Here is a 17,009-nt window from a genome sequence, read left to right as displayed (position 1 = left end):
TATAATTTGAGTTGCGCCGATATATTTTAAAAATCGCTGATATATTTCGAGTTGCGCCGATATATTCGAAAAATCGCCGATATAATTTCATGTACCGTATCCTTGGAGAAACCACGATACAAAAAAACTAAACTAACACATCAAAAGTAGTCACGAAAGACGGACGAGAGAAAATACTCTTTTGCTGTTCTGCATGTGGATGCGCCTGAGCTGGAGCTTGTCCTTCTGCTTGGGCAGGACGTTTTTTATGAGCGTTTTCGAATGAACGTGATTCTGTCCAGTCTTTAAAGTTTTGCTCTGTTTCCCACATCGTTAAGATGACATATGTATCGTTACTTAATGGGCGTAGAACGCGGATTGCTTGGAATCCTGGTTCGTTTTCAATAAGGCCTGCGCGATTTTTAAAACGGTTTTCAAATACTGGGCGACCTTCGTCTGTTACAGAAATGTTGTTACAAACGATGTAGCCAGGTTGTCCTTTAAATTCTCCAACAGCGTCTAGTACGTCATACTGAAGTGATCCTTCTACAGATTCTTCTGTATTTTCTTTATAAAACATATTTTTTTCATCATTTTTTGCAGTGAAATGTGCCTGTTCTAGAGGTGTTTCGTATGAAATAATAGCCTTCATTTTAATGCCCCCTTACTTATTTGTTTCTATTATATCAACTCTCTTAAAAAACTTCGAAGATTATATACATAAAGATACCTCTTTTTCAAATAATAAATGTACCATCATTTGGAAAGAAGGCCGATGTATGAAGAAAGTAAAGTGGACTTTATTAGGTGGGTTAGCAACGCTTGTATTAGCGATTGTCCTTTATAAACTAATTGTGTTAGCTGGTGGCTATATGATGGATGAAAAGCAGCTCGTTTTCCACTCTTCATCACGTATCGTTGACCAGAAGGGGAAAGAAATTACGAAATTATACGTAGAAAATAGAGACTTGGTGCCAATCGAGCAAATTCCGAAATATGTGCAGCAGGCGTTCGTTGCGGTGGAAGATTCTCGTTTTTATGAGCATCAAGGAATTGATTACCCGTCTATATTTCGTGCTCTTTATAAAGACACGTTAGCTGGAGAGAAGGTCGAAGGCGGTAGCACGATTACGCAGCAACTTGCTAAAAACGTTTTTTTAACTCGTGAAAAAACATTTACGCGTAAGTTGAAGGAAGTCGCAATTTCCCTTCAATTAGAGCAAAAATATACGAAGCAACAAATTCTTGAAATGTATATGAATCATATTTATTTTGGCCATGGAGCTTACGGTATTCAAGCAGCAGCAAAGTTATATTTTAATAAAAATGTAGAAGATTTAACAGTAGAAGAAGGAGCAATGCTTGCAGGTCTTCCGAAGTCGCCAAACGGTTATTCACCTTATTTTTCTCCAGAGAAGAGTAAAGAACGCCGCGATCTCGTATTGTCACTTATGCATAAACAAGGCTATTTGACTGCCGAAGAAAGCGTACGTTATCAAGGAAAGACAATCGCTCTCTATAAAAACTTAGATGAGAATGAGCTCGCATATATGCCGTATATTGATATGGTCATAGATGAAGCAGCACGTTTATACGGATTGTCTCATCAAGAAGTGCTTCGCGGAGGGTATACGTTTGTTGTACCGATGGATGAAAAGATTCAAAAGGTAGCATATAACCAGTTTCAAGATGCAAGGAATTTCCCTGGGAAAGAAGAGGGAGCGCAAGGTGCTTTTTTATTAATGGATAATCGTACGGGCGGCATTAAAGCGGCGATTGGCGGAAGAAAGTACGTTCCGAGAGGGTTCAATCGTGTTTTTGCAAAAAGACAGCCCGGTTCTGTGCTAAAACCACTTATCGTTTATGCGCCAGCACTCGAAACGAAAAAGTATAATCCGTATTCTTTATTAAAGAATGAAAGACATTCTTTTGAAGGTTATGAACCTCGAAATTATAACCATGAGTATTCGAAAGAAATGACGATGTACGATGCGATTGTAGAGTCAGCAAATGTACCAGCAGTTTCTTTATTAAATGAGTTAGGGGTAGAAGAAGGAAAGCAATATTTAGAGAAAGGAAATGTTCACATTGCCGATGCTGGTTTAAGCACAGCGCTTGGCGGATTGAAAAATGGTGTTTCAACATTTGATCTTGTGAAAATGTACCGTGCGTTTTTAGCAAATGGTGATATTATTGAGCCGCACGTTATTGATAAAGTGTTAAATAGACACGGCGCAGTCATTGGAGAGTCGCCAAAAGTAGAAACGAAAATTTTCTCGAAACAAACGGCTTGGTATATGACGAAAATGTTAGAAGGAGTTGTAAAGGAAGGGACAGCGAAAGCCGGTGTATATAACGGAGCGTTAGCTGGGAAAACAGGTACAACTTCCTTACCAAATGACGATAATGGGGCGAGGGATATGTGGTTCGTTGGCTATACGCCAAATTTAGTAGGCGCTGTTTGGATTGGTTATGACCGCATAGATGAAGAGCATAAGTTGCAAGGAGAAAGTGCGTCAGCAACAAAATTGTTTAAGAAAATTTTAACGAAAGCAAATGTAGAACAGAAAGAGCAGTTTAGGAAACCAGAAGGTGTGGAAACAATCGGTGCTCCGATTCGGCTGCGCAAGATTGAAGATGTGAAAATGAAATTAGCATTTAGCCCTTTCGGTTTATTTAAAGCGAAATTAAGCTGGACACCACTTCCAGATGAAAGAATTATGTATCGTATTTATAGAGTGGAAAATGGAATTCATACGCATGTAGGTACTGTAAATGGTGCCGGGGAATATGAGGAAAAGTTCGTTAACATCTTTTCAAAACCGAGTTTTTACGTTGTACCATATAACACACAAACGAATCGCGAAGGAGAAAAGTCAAAAGTAGCTAAACCATAGTTTTTCTCTGTGTTATAATAAGAATGTTGTGAAAATAGTAAGCGTTTTTAAGAATGTTTGTGTCAATTTAATGAACAACGTACATAATATTATGCATTTTGTTTTTACAAGCTGTATAGTAAAAAAAGATAAATATCGAACGTATTCGAAGCATTGTGGTAAGGAAGGGAGCTAGGGTCTTGGTAAGAACTATAAATGAGACATTTTTAAAAGCATGTAGGGGGGAACGTACTGATTATGTACCAGCATGGTATATGCGTCAAGCAGGTCGTTCGCAGCCGGAATATAGAAAGATAAAAGAAAAGTATTCTTTATTTGAAATTACACATAATCCAGAGTTATGTGCTTACGTTACAAAACTGCCAGTTGATCAGTATAACGTAGACGCAGCAATTCTTTATAAAGATATTATGTCACCACTACCTGCAATTGGTGTGGATGTAGAAATTAAATCAGGTATTGGCCCAGTTATTGATAATCCAATCCGTTCTTTACAAGACGTAGAAAAACTAGGGGAAATCAATCCAGAAGATGACGTACCGTACATATTAGATACAATTCGTTTATTAACGACTGAAATGCTAGACGTACCGTTAATCGGTTTTTCAGGAGCTCCATTTACATTAGCGAGCTATATGATTGAAGGCGGTCCATCTCGTAACTACCATAATACGAAAGCGTTCATGTATGCAGAGCCAAAAGCTTGGTTCGCTTTAATGGATAAGCTAGCAGATATGGTTATTACATATTTAAAAGCGCAAATTAACGCAGGGGCAAAAGCAGTTCAAATTTTCGATTCTTGGGTTGGAACAGTAAACGTAGCAGATTACCGCGTATTTATTAAACCAGCAATGGAGCGTATTTTTGCAGAAGTTCGCACGATGGGTGTACCGATGATTATGCACGGCGTAGGAGCTGCACATTTAGTAAATGAATGGCACGACTTACCGCTTGATGTAGTCGGTTTAGACTGGCGTTTACCAATTGAAGAAGCACGTGCACGCGGCGTTCACAAGGCGGTACAAGGTAATATGGATCCTTCGTTCTTACTTGCGCCATGGTCTGTTATTGAAGAACATGTAAAAGGTATTTTAGATCAAGGGATGAAGCAGCCAGGTTATATCTTTAACTTAGGTCACGGTGTATTCCCAGAAGTAAATCCAGATACATTAAAACGTTTAACTACATTTATTCATGAATACTCTAAAGGGCAGTTAGCGAAGTAAAGGAGAATTGCTGTATGAAAAAGAAAATGGGTTTGCTTGTAATGGCATACGGAACGCCATATAAAGAAGAAGATATTGAACGTTACTATACACATATTCGCAGAGGAAGAAAGCCAAGTCCTGAAATGCTAGAAGATTTAACAGAGCGTTACCGTGCAATTGGTGGTATTTCTCCTTTAGCTACTATTACATTAGAGCAAGCTAAGAAGTTAGAGAAGCGTTTAAATGAAGTACAAGATGAAGTCGAGTACCATATGTATCTTGGCTTAAAACATATTGAACCGTTCATTGAAGATGCGGTGAAAGATATGCATAACGACGGTATACAAGATGCAATCGCACTTGTTCTTGCGCCGCACTATTCTACGTTTAGCGTAAAATCATACGTTGGACGAGCACAAGAAGAAGCTGAGAAACTTGGAAACTTAACAATTCATGGCATCGATAGCTGGTATAAAGAACCGAAATTTATCCAGTACTGGGTTGATGCAGTGAAAGGTATATATAACGGTATGTCAGACGCAGAACGTGAAAAAGCAGTATTAATCGTATCAGCTCATAGCTTACCAGAAAAAATTATCGCAATGGGCGATCCATATCCAGATCAATTAAATGAAACAGCGGACTATATTGCAAGAGGCGCTGAAGTAGCAAACTATGCAGTAGGTTGGCAAAGTGCAGGAAACACACCAGATCCTTGGATTGGTCCAGATGTACAAGATTTAACGAGAGAACTAAATGAAAAGCACGGTTATACTTCATTCGTATATGCACCAGTTGGATTTGTTGCGGAACATTTAGAAGTTTTATATGACAACGACTTTGAGTGTAAAGTGGTAACGGATGAAATTGGCGCGAAATATTATCGTCCAGAAATGCCAAATGCGTCGGACGCATTTATTGATTGTTTAACAGATGTTGTATTAAAGAAAAAAGAATCTGTACTGTAAGAAGAAAGGGGGAGCCTGCTTGAGGAAAAAAGTTGTGATCATCGGCGGTGGCATCACAGGATTAACAACAATGTATAACTTACAAAAAAATATTCATGAAAAAAACTTGCCGATTGATACATTACTGATAGAAGCATCGGGTAAACTTGGCGGAAAAATTCAAACCGTTCGAAAAGATGGATTTACAATTGAGCGCGGACCGGATTCTTTCTTAGCACGAAAAGAAAGTGCAGCTAGATTAGTGAAAGAATTAGGTCTTGGCGATGAACTTGTAAATAATCAGGCCGGTCAATCATTTATCCTTGTAAACAATCGGTTACATAAAATGCCGAATGGATCAATGATGGGAATTCCAACGCAAATTACGCCGTTTCTATTCTCCGGGCTGTTCTCCCCAATTGGTAAACTAAGAGCTGGTTTTGATCTATTAATGCCGAGGTCAAAGCCAGTATCTGACCAATCACTCGGACAATTTTTCAGACATCGTCTTGGAAACGAAGTGGTTGAAAACTTAATAGAACCGTTACTATCGGGTATTTATGCAGGGGATATTGATGAAATGAGCTTAATGTCAACATTCCCGCAAATGTATCAAATTGAGCAGAAACATCGCAGTATTTCACTCGGTATGCGTACGCTCGCTCCGAAAGAAGAGAAAGCTGAACCGAAAAAAGGAATCTTCCAAACAGTGAAAACAGGTTTAGAATCTATCGTAGAATCTCTCGAAGCAAAGATGCATGAAGGTACGATAATAAAGGGAACTCGCATTGAAAAAGTTGCAAAACAGGGTGATGGCTATACGATTACTCTTAGTAACGGAAAAGAAATAGAAGCGGACGCGGTCGTAGTGGCAAGTTCACATAAAGTATTGCCATCTATGTTTGCACAGTACAAGCAGTTTCGTTTCTTCCGCAACATTCCGTCCACATCAGTTGCGAATGTAGCAATGGCTTTCCCGAAATCAGCCATTCAGCGAGATATTGATGGTACAGGATTTGTTGTCTCTCGAAATAGTGATTACACAATTACAGCATGTACGTGGACGCATAAAAAGTGGCCACATACAACGCCAGAAGGAAAAACGCTTCTTCGATGTTACGTTGGACGACCTGGTGATGAAGCAGTTGTAGAACAAACAGAAGAGGAACTCGTTCAGCTCGTACTAGAAGACTTACGAAAGACGATGGATATTACAGAGAATCCAGAGTTTACAGTCGTAAGCCGTTGGAAAGAAGCAATGCCCCAATATACAGTAGGCCATAACGAGCGAATGAAGAAACTCACAACATTTATGGAGAAAGAGTTGCCAGGTATATACTTGGCAGGTAGTTCTTACGCTGGTTCTGGTCTGCCGGACTGTATTGACCAAGGTGAGAAGGCTGCAAAGCGTGTATTATCTCATTTGGAGAAAGTAATAGATGCTGAATTAATTGCACAATAAAAAGAAACGCCTTCAATCGTATTGAAGGCGTTTTGTTTGTTATATAAAATATTTATTCACCAATAAACATATATAAGTTATTTGGCTTTATAACGGCATCTCCTGCATAAATAACCCATTCTGTTAAGTCATCAAAATCTAAATGATAACTATTTCCTTCACTCATATCTTCTATAAAATATGGTTCATTAATGAGTATTCCTTGAATAAAGTCTTCTGTAATATGTTGCATTTCAAACCACATATGCTCGCTTTTACCCTCTTCATAGGAAACGCCAAACTTAGCGAGAAAACGAAACTCCTCATTTGATTGTTCAATTTGAAAAATGTTGCTGAAATACCCGAAAGTATTTTTTGCATTGTAAGCCATACGAGCCGTTTCACTATTTGTTTTATAGAACATGAGCCCTGTAGCTTCCTCGTGTTCTTTGAAAAAGCTTTCGATACATTCTTCTGAAGTATCAAATTTGAACAAGAGAACAGATGGCGATTGATGGTATTCATCTCGGTCATCCATCCCGCCTAAGAATGTGTTTTGTGCATCTATTGGTTGTAGCTTCACTTCTTCATCCTCAATTGAAGATAATTGATCTATACTCGTTTTATGCCCAATATAAGATAAACCTTTTTCCCACGGCACAGCTACTGTATGTATAGAACCTTGCTGACTATGTGCGATAACGATAGGCTCATTCATAGGAACTTGTCCATTTTCAACGGCATTATTCGCAAATGTTTGAAAGAGGTCACCAATGCCATAGTAGGAAGGAATGCGATTTGGAATAATTAATTCTATTTCTGTTACGCCTGCTCTTAAAAGGCCGTGTGTATGAAACCAATATTGCGTAGGCTCGCCTTCTTTATCGTCTTCATAAACGGAATGAATAACGTACAAGTCAGGAATGTCAGGTAATAATTCATTTTCAACGTGATATTCAATATAGCTTCTAGATATTACCTTCATTGCTGCACTTGAATCAATTACAAATAACAAATCTGGCGCAAGGTTCCATAAAAACTGTAACTGCTGGAAAAAGCAGTCCAGCACATCGCCTACAAATAGCGTACGGGTGAAAATTTCAGTACCGAAAGCCGCATCTTCAAAATTACGATCTACGATTGTAGAATCTTGTCTATTGTACAGTTTATATTCTTCTGGGTCATTCGCCTCATCAATATGCAGTTCATACGGTATGACTTTTTCATCCATATGTAACTCAACAATAAGGCTTGTCTCATCACTATAAACAACTTTTAACTCATCAACTTTAGTAGCGATAGTTTCTAGCCGTTGTTTTAACTGCTCAATTGTAATTCTAGTCGGTATAACAGCAATCATATCTGAAAAATGACGTTCTAATGTTCCATTCATAGCTGCGCGGTATGTTTCTGTCTGTACTTCCATCCAATCACTCCTATTCAAATGAATCCATTTTACATGCCAATGAAATATCGATATTTTCTGTTTTCTCTCTCTAACATTATAGAGTGCATTCGTAGAAAGTGTAAAATTATTATTTTGTATGATAGTTTGAAAACGAGTAAATTAGATTAATTTTTTGTAAAACTTGTCGAAATATCATTCTATATAACGAATCATTTGATATGATAGAAATGCTGAGAAAATATGAAATAGGGAGAGGAAAATGGCTGTGAAGAAATTGTTAAGTGTCTTTTTATCATTCATACTATTGCTTTCATTTACTGGAACTTTAGTACAAGCAGAAGAAACTACTTCTATGTCAGTAGAAAAAGCAATTCAAGTATTTAAGCAGCAAGGGAAAACGAAGGGGACAGTGGAAGGGTATATCGTCGGATATACGCAAAGTCCTTCGAAATACACGAAAGATCCGGCTAAGTTTGATGATACAAACGTAGCAATTGCTGATTCGCCAAATGAAACGAATCCAGACAAAATCATGCCTGTTCAGTTACCAAAAGGCGATGTGAGAGCGGCAGTAAACGTGAAAGATCATCCTGAAAATATCGGGAAGAAAGTTAGTTTAACAGGGACGCTTGAATTATATTTTAGTAGCCCAGGTTTAAAATCAGTAACAGCTCATAAGTTTCAAGGGGAAGAACAAAACCGTGTTAGTGATGTAGTAGCTTCACCGAATGGAGGAGAAGTTGCGAAAGGAACAGCAGTAACGTTAACAACGAATACAGAAGGAGCAACAATCTACTATACGTTAGATGGCTCTAACCCTACAAATAAAAGCGTTCGTTATAACGGACAAATTGTAGTGAATGAAAATAGTGTGATTAAAGCAATTGCAGAGAAAGAAGGGCTTACTTCTTCAGCGATTTCAACATTTTCATTTGTTATCGTAAACAATGAACAGGTTCGTATTCATGATATTCAAGGAAAATCACATCTTTCTCCTTACAACGGGAAGAAAGTATACAATGTGGAAGGCGTTGTAACAGCGCTTGATAAAAATGGTTTTTATATAGAAGATAATCAGCCAGATAATGATCCAGCTACTTCAGAAGGTATGTATGTGTACAAAAAGGATGCGAATGTAGCAGTAGGAGATCTTATTCAAGTTGATGGAGTAGTAGAAGAATATGTTGGACCTGGATATGCAGAAAGGTTTGAAACAGACTTAACGACGACGGAAATTAAAGCGAGCCGCGTTGCTGTAATCGCAAAAGATCAAGTTTTACCAGCACCGATTGTACTTGGAGAAAACGGTGTGAAAATTCCTGATCAAATTATCGATAATGATGCATTTGGTTTATTTGATCCAAATGAAGATGCAATCGATTTTTATGAAAGTATAGAAGGTATGCGCGTTACGATGCCAACGCCAAAAATTATTGCACCTCAGAAAAACGGGAATTTATATGTAACAGTGAAAAATGGCGGAAATAAAGTCGTAACGAAATATGGCACACCTGTATTAGATGAAAATCAATTAAACCCAGAGCGTCTTTCTGTAAAAGTACCTCGTAATTATGTAGCAAAAGTAGGAGATGCTTTCACTGGAGATATAACAGGAGTAGTCGGATATGATTACGGTGCGTTCCGCATTGCGCCAATAACGGAATTACCATCTGTAGTAGACGGCGGATTTAAGCAAATAGGAGCAAATATTCAGCCGCGTCTTGATAAGTTAACGGTTGCTACATATAATATTGAAAACTTCTCGGCGAATAAAAAAGAAACAACAGATGAAAAAGTAAAAGCGTTAGCGTATTCTATTAAATACAATTTAAAAATGCCGGATATTATCGGTGTAGAGGAAATGCAAGATAATAACGGAACGGTTAATGACGGTACAACAGATGCTTCGTTAAGCGCAAAACGTATCATTGATGCAGTGTTAGAAATTCGCGGGCCAAAGTATGAGTATGTAGAAATTGCGCCGCATAATAATCTAGACGGAGGAGCACCAGGAGCGAATATTCGCGTCGGTTTCTTCTACAACCCATCACGCGTGAAATTAGCAGCAGTACCGAAGTTACTTGATAAAAATGTCGTTCGCATTGGAGACGAAAACCCATTATTTGAAAGTACACGTAAACCACTTGCGGCAGAATTTACATTCCAAGGACAAAACGTTGTTGTCGTTGCCAATCACTTAAACTCAAAAATAGGAGATGCAACGCCATTTGGAAAAGTGCAGCCGCTCGTATTAAAGAGTGAAGAAAAACGAGTTCAATTAGCACAAGAAGTAAACAATTTCGTACAAGGTATTCAGAAAAAGAATACGAATGCACCGGTTGTTGTGTTAGGGGATATGAACGATTTTGAGTTTGCTAAACCACTAAAAGCACTAGAAGGAACAATCTTGAAAAATATGTTAAACACAGTGCCGAAAGAAAATCGCTACACGTATATTCATGAAGGAAATGCACAAGTGCTAGATCATATTTTAGTAACAAACAACATCGCACCGCACACAATTGTAGACCCAGTACACTTAAACACAAACATTATGAAAGAGCACGGACGTGTAAGTGACCACGACCCAGTACTTGCTCAAATTGATTTGAAGAAGGCATCTTAAAGTAGGGGAACGCTTAGGTAACTAAGCGTTCTTTTTTGTTTTTGCATCGTCATATAATTACAAAGAAAGAATCCCTTTTTTTGTAAAACGGCGTATAATTGATTGAATATTCATGCCTTTATGAAGGAGGTTTGGATGTATGGTAGCTCAACTAAACGGGAAATTAATGAATCAACTAGCGATTTTTTTTAGCATTTTTATAATCATTAAGTTTGTAGCTGATGTAACAGGTCTTACGCAATTGCTAGGTATGTATTATTTAGGCACACTAAGCACAAACATCGTTTATACGTTATTCGGTCTAGCGGTGATTTGTACTATATTGGGCATTAAAAAGGAATTAAGTAAGTATGCAATCATTTCAGTATGTTCAGCGATAGGGATTCAAATCTTATACGCAGTAGTTTTTGTGATTTTATGGATGGTGGCAGGGACACCGTAAAGTATTTTTGTTTTTTATAGAAAAGCCTACTATTACTAGAGGCTTTTCTATTTTTTATTCAGTAAAATTATAATGATATTACAGAGAGTAATACATAGGAAAATAATAGGTAGGATCTTCTTTTCTTTAGAACTAGCAAATGATCGTCATTATGATTGATAGAATAATAGCCTAAGATTATATATAGACAATCCTTTTTTTATAAAAATCATGGTAAAATTAATTGAATATTTAGTTTTTGAGGAGGTCAATGATGCAAGCACAACTAAATGGAAAATTAATAAATCAGCTTGCAATTTTTTTTAGTACAATCGTCATGCTTCAATTTGTAGCGGAGGTAATAGGACTTACGCAAAATTTAGATATTACATATAACTTAATACATACAGCAGCATCTTATATAACGTTTAGTTTAGCAGTTATTTTTACTTTAATTGGCGCAAGGAGAGAATTAAGTAAATATGCAATTATTTCATTATGTTTAGTTGTAGGTATTAAAGCGATTTATTTTGTAGGGGTCGTTATTTTATGGGGATTGGCTGGCACGCCGTAAAAGGATAGTAAATAAACCTCTAATTTCCAAGATAGTAAGGAAATTAGAGGTTTATTATACTTGAAATGATTTTCTACACCGATCTCTTCTTTGCAATCTTCTTCTATATTTTTTTCTATCCCGCTTTACCCCTCGTATATACATAAGTAAGCTAACGAAAAGAAAGAAAGCACATTGCACCGTTAAAATGTACGGTGACATTCCATCCAATGGTTGTTTTGGATCATATAAATGAATTGGTGCTCCGCCTATTGTAGGGAAGACTGTATTTAGCAGGACGTAAGGGATGGAGGTAGCTGCAAATGGAAATAGAAGCGACATATAATCTTTTTGTGACCATGCAGATGCAGCAAGTCCTAAAAGAGCCATTAAACCTGCAAATAAAAAGTTAATTCCAATATATACAGTAATGTAAATAATGGGAGAAGCCTCATATAAGTTTGCAAACATCCCATTAACATTTATGATGCCTGAACCAGCCGGCGTTTCTCCGTCTGGAATGGTTAATTTGCAAAATAATAAAGATAAGATGAATGGAAGCGTATAAAGAAGTCCGCCGCAAAAGAATGTAACAATATATTTCGTTATTGAATAAGAGAATAAATTAATTCCTTTACTTACAAACTGTTTAAAGCCATCAGATTTATCCGAGTTGTAACTTGTACTAAAGGGAAGGCTCGCAATAATTGGCATTAATAATAAATAAACATCCATTTCATTGTCACGAAATCCAATCCATTTTATATCTGTTGATATAGGTCCGCTTGCAGCGTCCCCTAAATAACGAATGACATAATAATAATGATAAATACAAATAAGAACGAATCCACTAAACATAATAATTAAAGAAACACGATTACAAAAAGCTTGCTTTATATTTAAACGAAGTGCACGCATCATGACTGAAAAAGCCTCCACTGTTTTGATAAAGTGAAACTTTAATCAGTGGGGGCTTCATCCCCCGCTGATTATTAGTCTTCACCAATCGGACTTTTATGGACAGCCCGATCCCCACCTAAATTCTTTGCTTTCGCTGAATTTTGAGGTGGGGGTCTTACTGCCCATTAAAGTCGGATAAACTTGTCTATTTTCTATATTACTATTAAATGTAAAGATTTTCTTGTTTTTTTATTTGATTATTTGAAAAAAGAGAAATTTGTTGTTGGGAAGTAAGGTTTAGCTGTATATCTCAAGAACACCTTTTCCTTTTCTCTTTTCTTCTGATAAACTATGGACAGTATGATACAATTTGACTGGAATTTTTTATACTGGAAATAATAAAAAAGAGAACTTGTATAGAATGTAAGCGTGTGGTAATATCAAAGATGTACTAATTGACTATATTATCCAATTGGTCATTTTTGGAGGTGACGATGTGGCGATAGATCGAAAACGTTCTATTATTGAGGCTGCAACAAAGTCTTTTTCAGCATTCGGTTATAAAGCAACAACGATGGATCAAGTAGCGAAATTAGCGAATGTAGGAAAAGGAACGATTTATACTTTTTTCAAAAATAAAGAAGAGCTATTTGGCGAGATTATTTCTAATTTAATTACAGAAATGAAGCAAGTTGCAGAAAATGCAATTCGTTCAGATGTTTCATTTTTTGAAAATGTACATAGAGCATTATATAGCATATTAGAATTCAGAAAAGAACATCAGCTCATGATTAAGTTAATTCAAGAAGAGCGCGATATGGGAACGAAAGAAGTACAAGAAGTGATGCAACAAGTAGATGTGGAAATCGTTTCTGTCATTCAATCGTATTTAAAGATTGCGATTGATAAAGGTGAAATTAGCAAATGTGATCCAGAAATTACAGCATTTATTATGCTTCGCTTATATGTATCGCTTATTTTTGATTGGGAAAAAAATCATGAGCCGCTAGAAAAAGAAAAAATTGCAGAATTATTTGAACTTTATTTATTAAAAGGATTGTCAAACTAAGATAATCCTTTTATTATTATAAAAAGTGACCAATTGAACAAAGTGGTCATATATTTAATTTAGGAGGGATAATAGAAATATTCACTTCATATTAAGGAACAGTTGCATAGTATAAATTCGGGGATAAGGCATATGTATGAATCAGTATAGCCTTTTTGTTTGGATAAAAATGACCAATTGAACAATTTGGTCATTTTAAAAAAGGGGGAGAAATGATGAAAGGAAATCAGTTACTTCGTAAAGAGTTCACACAAATTATAAAAAGTAAAAAAATATTAATTCCAATTATCGCGGTTCTATTCGTACCAATTTTATATGCAGGTATGTTTTTATGGGCCTTTTGGGATCCGTATAAACAGTTAGATGATTTGCCAGTGGCGGTAGTCAATTTAGATAAAGGTGCAGTATTTGATGGGAAACCAATTGAGGTCGGAAAAGGGCTTGTTGACAACTTAAAAGATAATACAAGTTTTAAATGGGAGTTTGTAAGTGAAAAAGAAGCGAAAAAAGGAATGGAAGGTAGAAAGTATTACATGTTAGTACGTATTCCAGATGACTTCTCAAGTAATGCTACAACGTTATTAAAAGACGATCCGAAACCATTAAACTTAGAATACATTCCAAACGAAAGCTTAAACTTCTTATCTTCACAAATTGGCGGAACAGCCATTGAAAAAATTAAAGGTGAAGTAGCAAGTACGTTAACGAAAACATATGCAGAGAAAATGTTTGATTCCATTCAAGACGTCTCAAAAGGATTAGCAGATGGGGCGGAAGGAGCAAGTAAACTACATGACGGATCAAGTGAGCTGCATGATGGTTCAAGTAAAGTAACAGATGGACTTCATACACTTCAAGGAAAGTCTGGGGAGATGAAGGATGGAGTTCAGAAATTAGCAGATGGATCTAATAAGTTACAAGATGGATCCGGAAAAGTGACAGCAGGTTTAAATACGTTAAATAGCAAAAGCGGTATAGGGAAATTACAAGATGGATCCGGAAAAGTAACAGACGGTTTAAATACGTTAAATAGTAAAACAGGTGAAATGCAAAAAGGAATTAGTGAATTGCATGATGGATCTGAGAAAGTAACTAACGGTTTGAGCATATTGGTAAGTAAAACAGGTGAATTAAAAACAGGAACAACTGAACTATCAAATGGTATGGAAAAACTTGCAGGAGGGCAAAGGCAATTAGAGGAAGGTTCTCAAGAGATTCAAAAGGGTTTGCAAGAGTTAAATAATAAAGTACAAAGCTCTGTTGCAGGATTAGGGGAAATGCAGTCGAAAGTTCCTTCTATATTGAATACAGTAAATGAGAAAATAGATGGAGCTGGGGCGAATGTAAATCAGTTAAATGAACTTACACAATCAACAGCAGGAGATGCAAAAAATGCAGCGCAAGATGTAGCGAATTTACAAAAGCAAATTGAAAGTTTACCAAAAGAATATCAAGAGCAGTTACAACCATTCATAACAAATGCGGTAAAAAGTACAGCCACAGTTCAGCAAAAAGCTGCCGGAGTAGCAGGCGGAACAAATAAATTAAATGAAGAAGTAAAACAATTAAAAGGCGAAATCAGTGAAAAGACAAGTGGGATGCAAAGCAAAATGCCGAATCCAGAAGATGTAGGAAATTTAACGAGTGGTATTAAAAAATTAACGAATGCACAAAACGAATTTGTAAGTAGGTTTCATGGATTAGGTGAAGGATTAGGTAATGCTAAAGTAGGTGCAGATAGATTAAAAAACGGATCAGGGCAATTAATTGATGGGGTAAATCAATTGTTTGATGGATCTGGAAAAGTAACAGAAGGCTTAGGAACATTATCTGTAGGAGCAAACCAAATGGCAGGTGGAATAAATCAATTAGCAGATGGCTCAAGCCAAGTGACAGGCGGTTTAGGAACATTATCTGTAGGGGTAACAAAATTAGCAGATGGATCTAATCAAGTAACAACTGGCATAGGTACTCTAAATGGTGGTCTAAATAAAATGTCAACCGGCTCAACCCAGCTAATCGACGGAGTTAATAAACTAGCAGACGGTTCCGGAAAAGTAACGGATGGCCTCGTGAAAGTAAATGATGGTTCAGGTGAACTTGCTGAGAAACTAGGCGAAGGGGCAGAGAAAACAGGTGAAGTAAAAGGAACGGATAAAACGTATGATATGTTTGCAAGTCCTGTAAAAGTGAAGACGGAGAAAATGGCGGAAGTTCCAAACTACGGAACTGGATTTACACCGTATTTCTTATCACTCGGTTTATTTGTTGGGGCATTATTATTATCTATCGTATATCCATTACGTGACACAGTTGGTGTTCCAAAATCAGGATTTAGCTGGTTTATTAGTAAGTTCGGCGTTTTACTATCAGTCGGTATTATTCAAGCTGTAGTAGCAGATATCATATTACTATTCGGATTAGGTGTAGAAGTACAAAGTATTCCGTATTTCATACTCTTTAGCATTGTTACAAGTTTAGCGTTTATCGCATTAATTCAATGTTTAGTAACAGCATTCGGTGATGCAGGGCGTTTCATCGCCATCATCACATTAATTATTCAGCTTACAACGAGTGCTGGAACATTCCCACTAGAATTGATTCCGAAGTTTTTACAACCATTTAATGCATGGTTACCGATGACATATTCTGTATCAGGATTGAAAGCAGTCGTATCAAGTGGAGACTTTGACTTCATGTGGCAAAACGTAGGAGTACTGATGATTTTCATCGTTGTGTTATCACTTGGAACAATTGCATCATTAACGTGGATGCATAAACGACAGTTTAAAAATATTGCTGAAAATCAATCGGTTGAAGCGTAGAAAAAAGCACCTTTTTGGTGCTTTTTTTATTGTAATACAGGGCATCTTTTTTGTAGTTCGGATATGAATCTTTCTAAAAACTATAGAAACGAAAGAAAAGGAATTACAACAATTTACAGAGAAACATAGAGTAGAGGAGCTGATACGATGAAAGGAAATCTTACTTATTATTTTATCTTAAATCCGCTAATCATCTTTCTTGTTTACGCCCTTTCACCTATCTTGTTTCATAAAGAAAAATATATAAATATGAAAGATGCACTAGGAATACTTGTAGTTTACTATGTGCTTATTAGTGGGTATTACTTTATGGATGTTGTAAGTGAAAGAATGAAGAAGAATAGTAAGGACAAACAATAAAGTTTTATTTTATAAAAATTAATGGAGGACAATAAAATGACTGAAAGTGACATGAAATTTAGGGATACAACTATTCGTAACTTTTTCGATAAAGAGGACCGTTTAAAATCGATTCCAGGTCAAAAGAAGAAAAAACTAGTATTGTTAGAGCATTTAATTAGCAAATTAAACGCTGAAAATCAATATACGGAAAAAGAAATGAATACATTTATAAAACAATATCACGATGATTTTTGTACAATTAGACGCGAGTTTATTGTGCACGGGTTTATGGATCGTGAGGATAATATGTACCATGTAAATAGAAGAGAAGTTTGGACGAAGTGGGAGGAGCTAAAATAATGAATTAGAGGGGAATCCTCACGTTATCTATTC

The 17,009-nt window shown here is 36.6% G+C and carries 14 protein-coding genes; 11 read left to right on the top strand and 3 right to left on the bottom strand.

The annotated features are described in order from the left end of the window. Positions 1-127: 127 nt before the first annotated feature. Complete coding sequence (gene hmoB / locus ACTFNE_RS22720; protein WP_046198649.1) at positions 128-631, bottom strand: heme-degrading monooxygenase HmoB; 504 nt, start codon at positions 629-631, stop codon at positions 128-130. Between the two features lie 127 nt (positions 632-758). Here hmoB and ACTFNE_RS22715 point away from each other — a divergent pair, with 127 nt between their 5' ends. From ACTFNE_RS22715 to hemY, 4 genes are all read left to right on the top strand, one after another. Beyond that, complete coding sequence (locus tag ACTFNE_RS22715; RefSeq protein WP_046198648.1) at positions 759-2,876, top strand: transglycosylase domain-containing protein; 2,118 nt, start codon at positions 759-761, stop codon at positions 2,874-2,876. A 179-nt stretch (positions 2,877-3,055) separates the two neighbouring features. Then, on the top strand, positions 3,056-4,102 hold the full coding sequence (gene hemE, locus ACTFNE_RS22710; protein WP_000252614.1) for a uroporphyrinogen decarboxylase: 1,047 nt from the start codon (positions 3,056-3,058) through the stop codon (positions 4,100-4,102). Positions 4,103-4,116: 14 nt separating this feature from the next. Further along, positions 4,117-5,052 carry a ferrochelatase gene (gene hemH, locus ACTFNE_RS22705; RefSeq protein ID WP_270705524.1) on the top strand — a complete coding sequence of 312 codons (936 nt, stop codon included), beginning with the start codon at positions 4,117-4,119 and terminating at the stop codon, positions 5,050-5,052. Between the two features lie 19 nt (positions 5,053-5,071). Continuing rightward, positions 5,072-6,493, top strand: a complete 1,422-nt coding sequence (gene hemY, locus ACTFNE_RS22700) for a protoporphyrinogen oxidase (protein WP_270705525.1) — start codon at positions 5,072-5,074, stop codon at positions 6,491-6,493. Positions 6,494-6,545: 52 nt separating this feature from the next. Here hemY and ACTFNE_RS22695 read toward each other — a convergent pair whose 3' ends face one another. After that, complete coding sequence (locus ACTFNE_RS22695) at positions 6,546-7,898, bottom strand: DUF4026 domain-containing protein (RefSeq protein ID WP_046198646.1); 1,353 nt, start codon at positions 7,896-7,898, stop codon at positions 6,546-6,548. Positions 7,899-8,139: 241 nt separating this feature from the next. Between ACTFNE_RS22695 and ACTFNE_RS22690 the strand changes: the two genes are divergently transcribed. From ACTFNE_RS22690 to ACTFNE_RS22680, 3 genes are all read left to right on the top strand, one after another. Then, positions 8,140-10,506 carry a DUF6359 domain-containing protein gene (locus ACTFNE_RS22690; RefSeq protein WP_270705527.1) on the top strand — a complete coding sequence of 789 codons (2,367 nt, stop codon included), beginning with the start codon at positions 8,140-8,142 and terminating at the stop codon, positions 10,504-10,506. A gap of 139 nt (positions 10,507-10,645) precedes the next feature. Beyond that, a complete protein-coding gene (locus tag ACTFNE_RS22685) occupies positions 10,646-10,948 on the top strand; it encodes a hypothetical protein (RefSeq protein WP_046198644.1) in 303 nt (100 codons plus the stop codon). 253 nt (positions 10,949-11,201) lie between these two features. Then, positions 11,202-11,501 carry a hypothetical protein gene (locus tag ACTFNE_RS22680; protein ID WP_001148847.1) on the top strand — a complete coding sequence of 100 codons (300 nt, stop codon included), beginning with the start codon at positions 11,202-11,204 and terminating at the stop codon, positions 11,499-11,501. Between the two features lie 54 nt (positions 11,502-11,555). On the opposite strand, the gene ACTFNE_RS22675 is transcribed toward ACTFNE_RS22680, so the two are convergent. Next, positions 11,556-12,401, bottom strand: a complete 846-nt coding sequence (locus ACTFNE_RS22675) for a membrane protein (RefSeq protein ID WP_000984154.1) — start codon at positions 12,399-12,401, stop codon at positions 11,556-11,558. A 475-nt stretch (positions 12,402-12,876) separates the two neighbouring features. Here ACTFNE_RS22675 and ACTFNE_RS22670 point away from each other — a divergent pair, with 475 nt between their 5' ends. From ACTFNE_RS22670 to ACTFNE_RS22655, 4 genes are all read left to right on the top strand, one after another. Next, positions 12,877-13,449 (top strand): TetR/AcrR family transcriptional regulator, encoded by a 573-nt coding sequence (locus tag ACTFNE_RS22670; protein WP_000963375.1) that lies wholly within the window; start codon positions 12,877-12,879, stop codon positions 13,447-13,449. Positions 13,450-13,664: 215 nt separating this feature from the next. Beyond that, complete coding sequence (locus ACTFNE_RS22665; protein WP_270705548.1) at positions 13,665-16,274, top strand: YhgE/Pip domain-containing protein; 2,610 nt, start codon at positions 13,665-13,667, stop codon at positions 16,272-16,274. 147 nt (positions 16,275-16,421) lie between these two features. Further along, positions 16,422-16,634, top strand: coding sequence for a hypothetical protein (locus tag ACTFNE_RS22660; protein ID WP_000678008.1), 213 nt, complete (start codon positions 16,422-16,424; stop codon positions 16,632-16,634). A 36-nt stretch (positions 16,635-16,670) separates the two neighbouring features. Continuing rightward, the gene (locus ACTFNE_RS22655) at positions 16,671-16,976 is read left to right on the top strand and encodes a DUF2087 domain-containing protein (protein WP_002194411.1); all 306 of its coding nucleotides are present in this window, start codon (positions 16,671-16,673) and stop codon (positions 16,974-16,976) included. Positions 16,977-17,009: the final 33 nt, after the last annotated feature.

The organism is Bacillus cereus group sp. MYBKT111-2 (assembly GCF_051915205.1).
Taxonomy (GTDB): domain Bacteria; phylum Bacillota; class Bacilli; order Bacillales; family Bacillaceae_G; genus Bacillus_A; species Bacillus_A paranthracis.
This window is presented reverse-complemented; position numbering and strand designations above follow the sequence as displayed.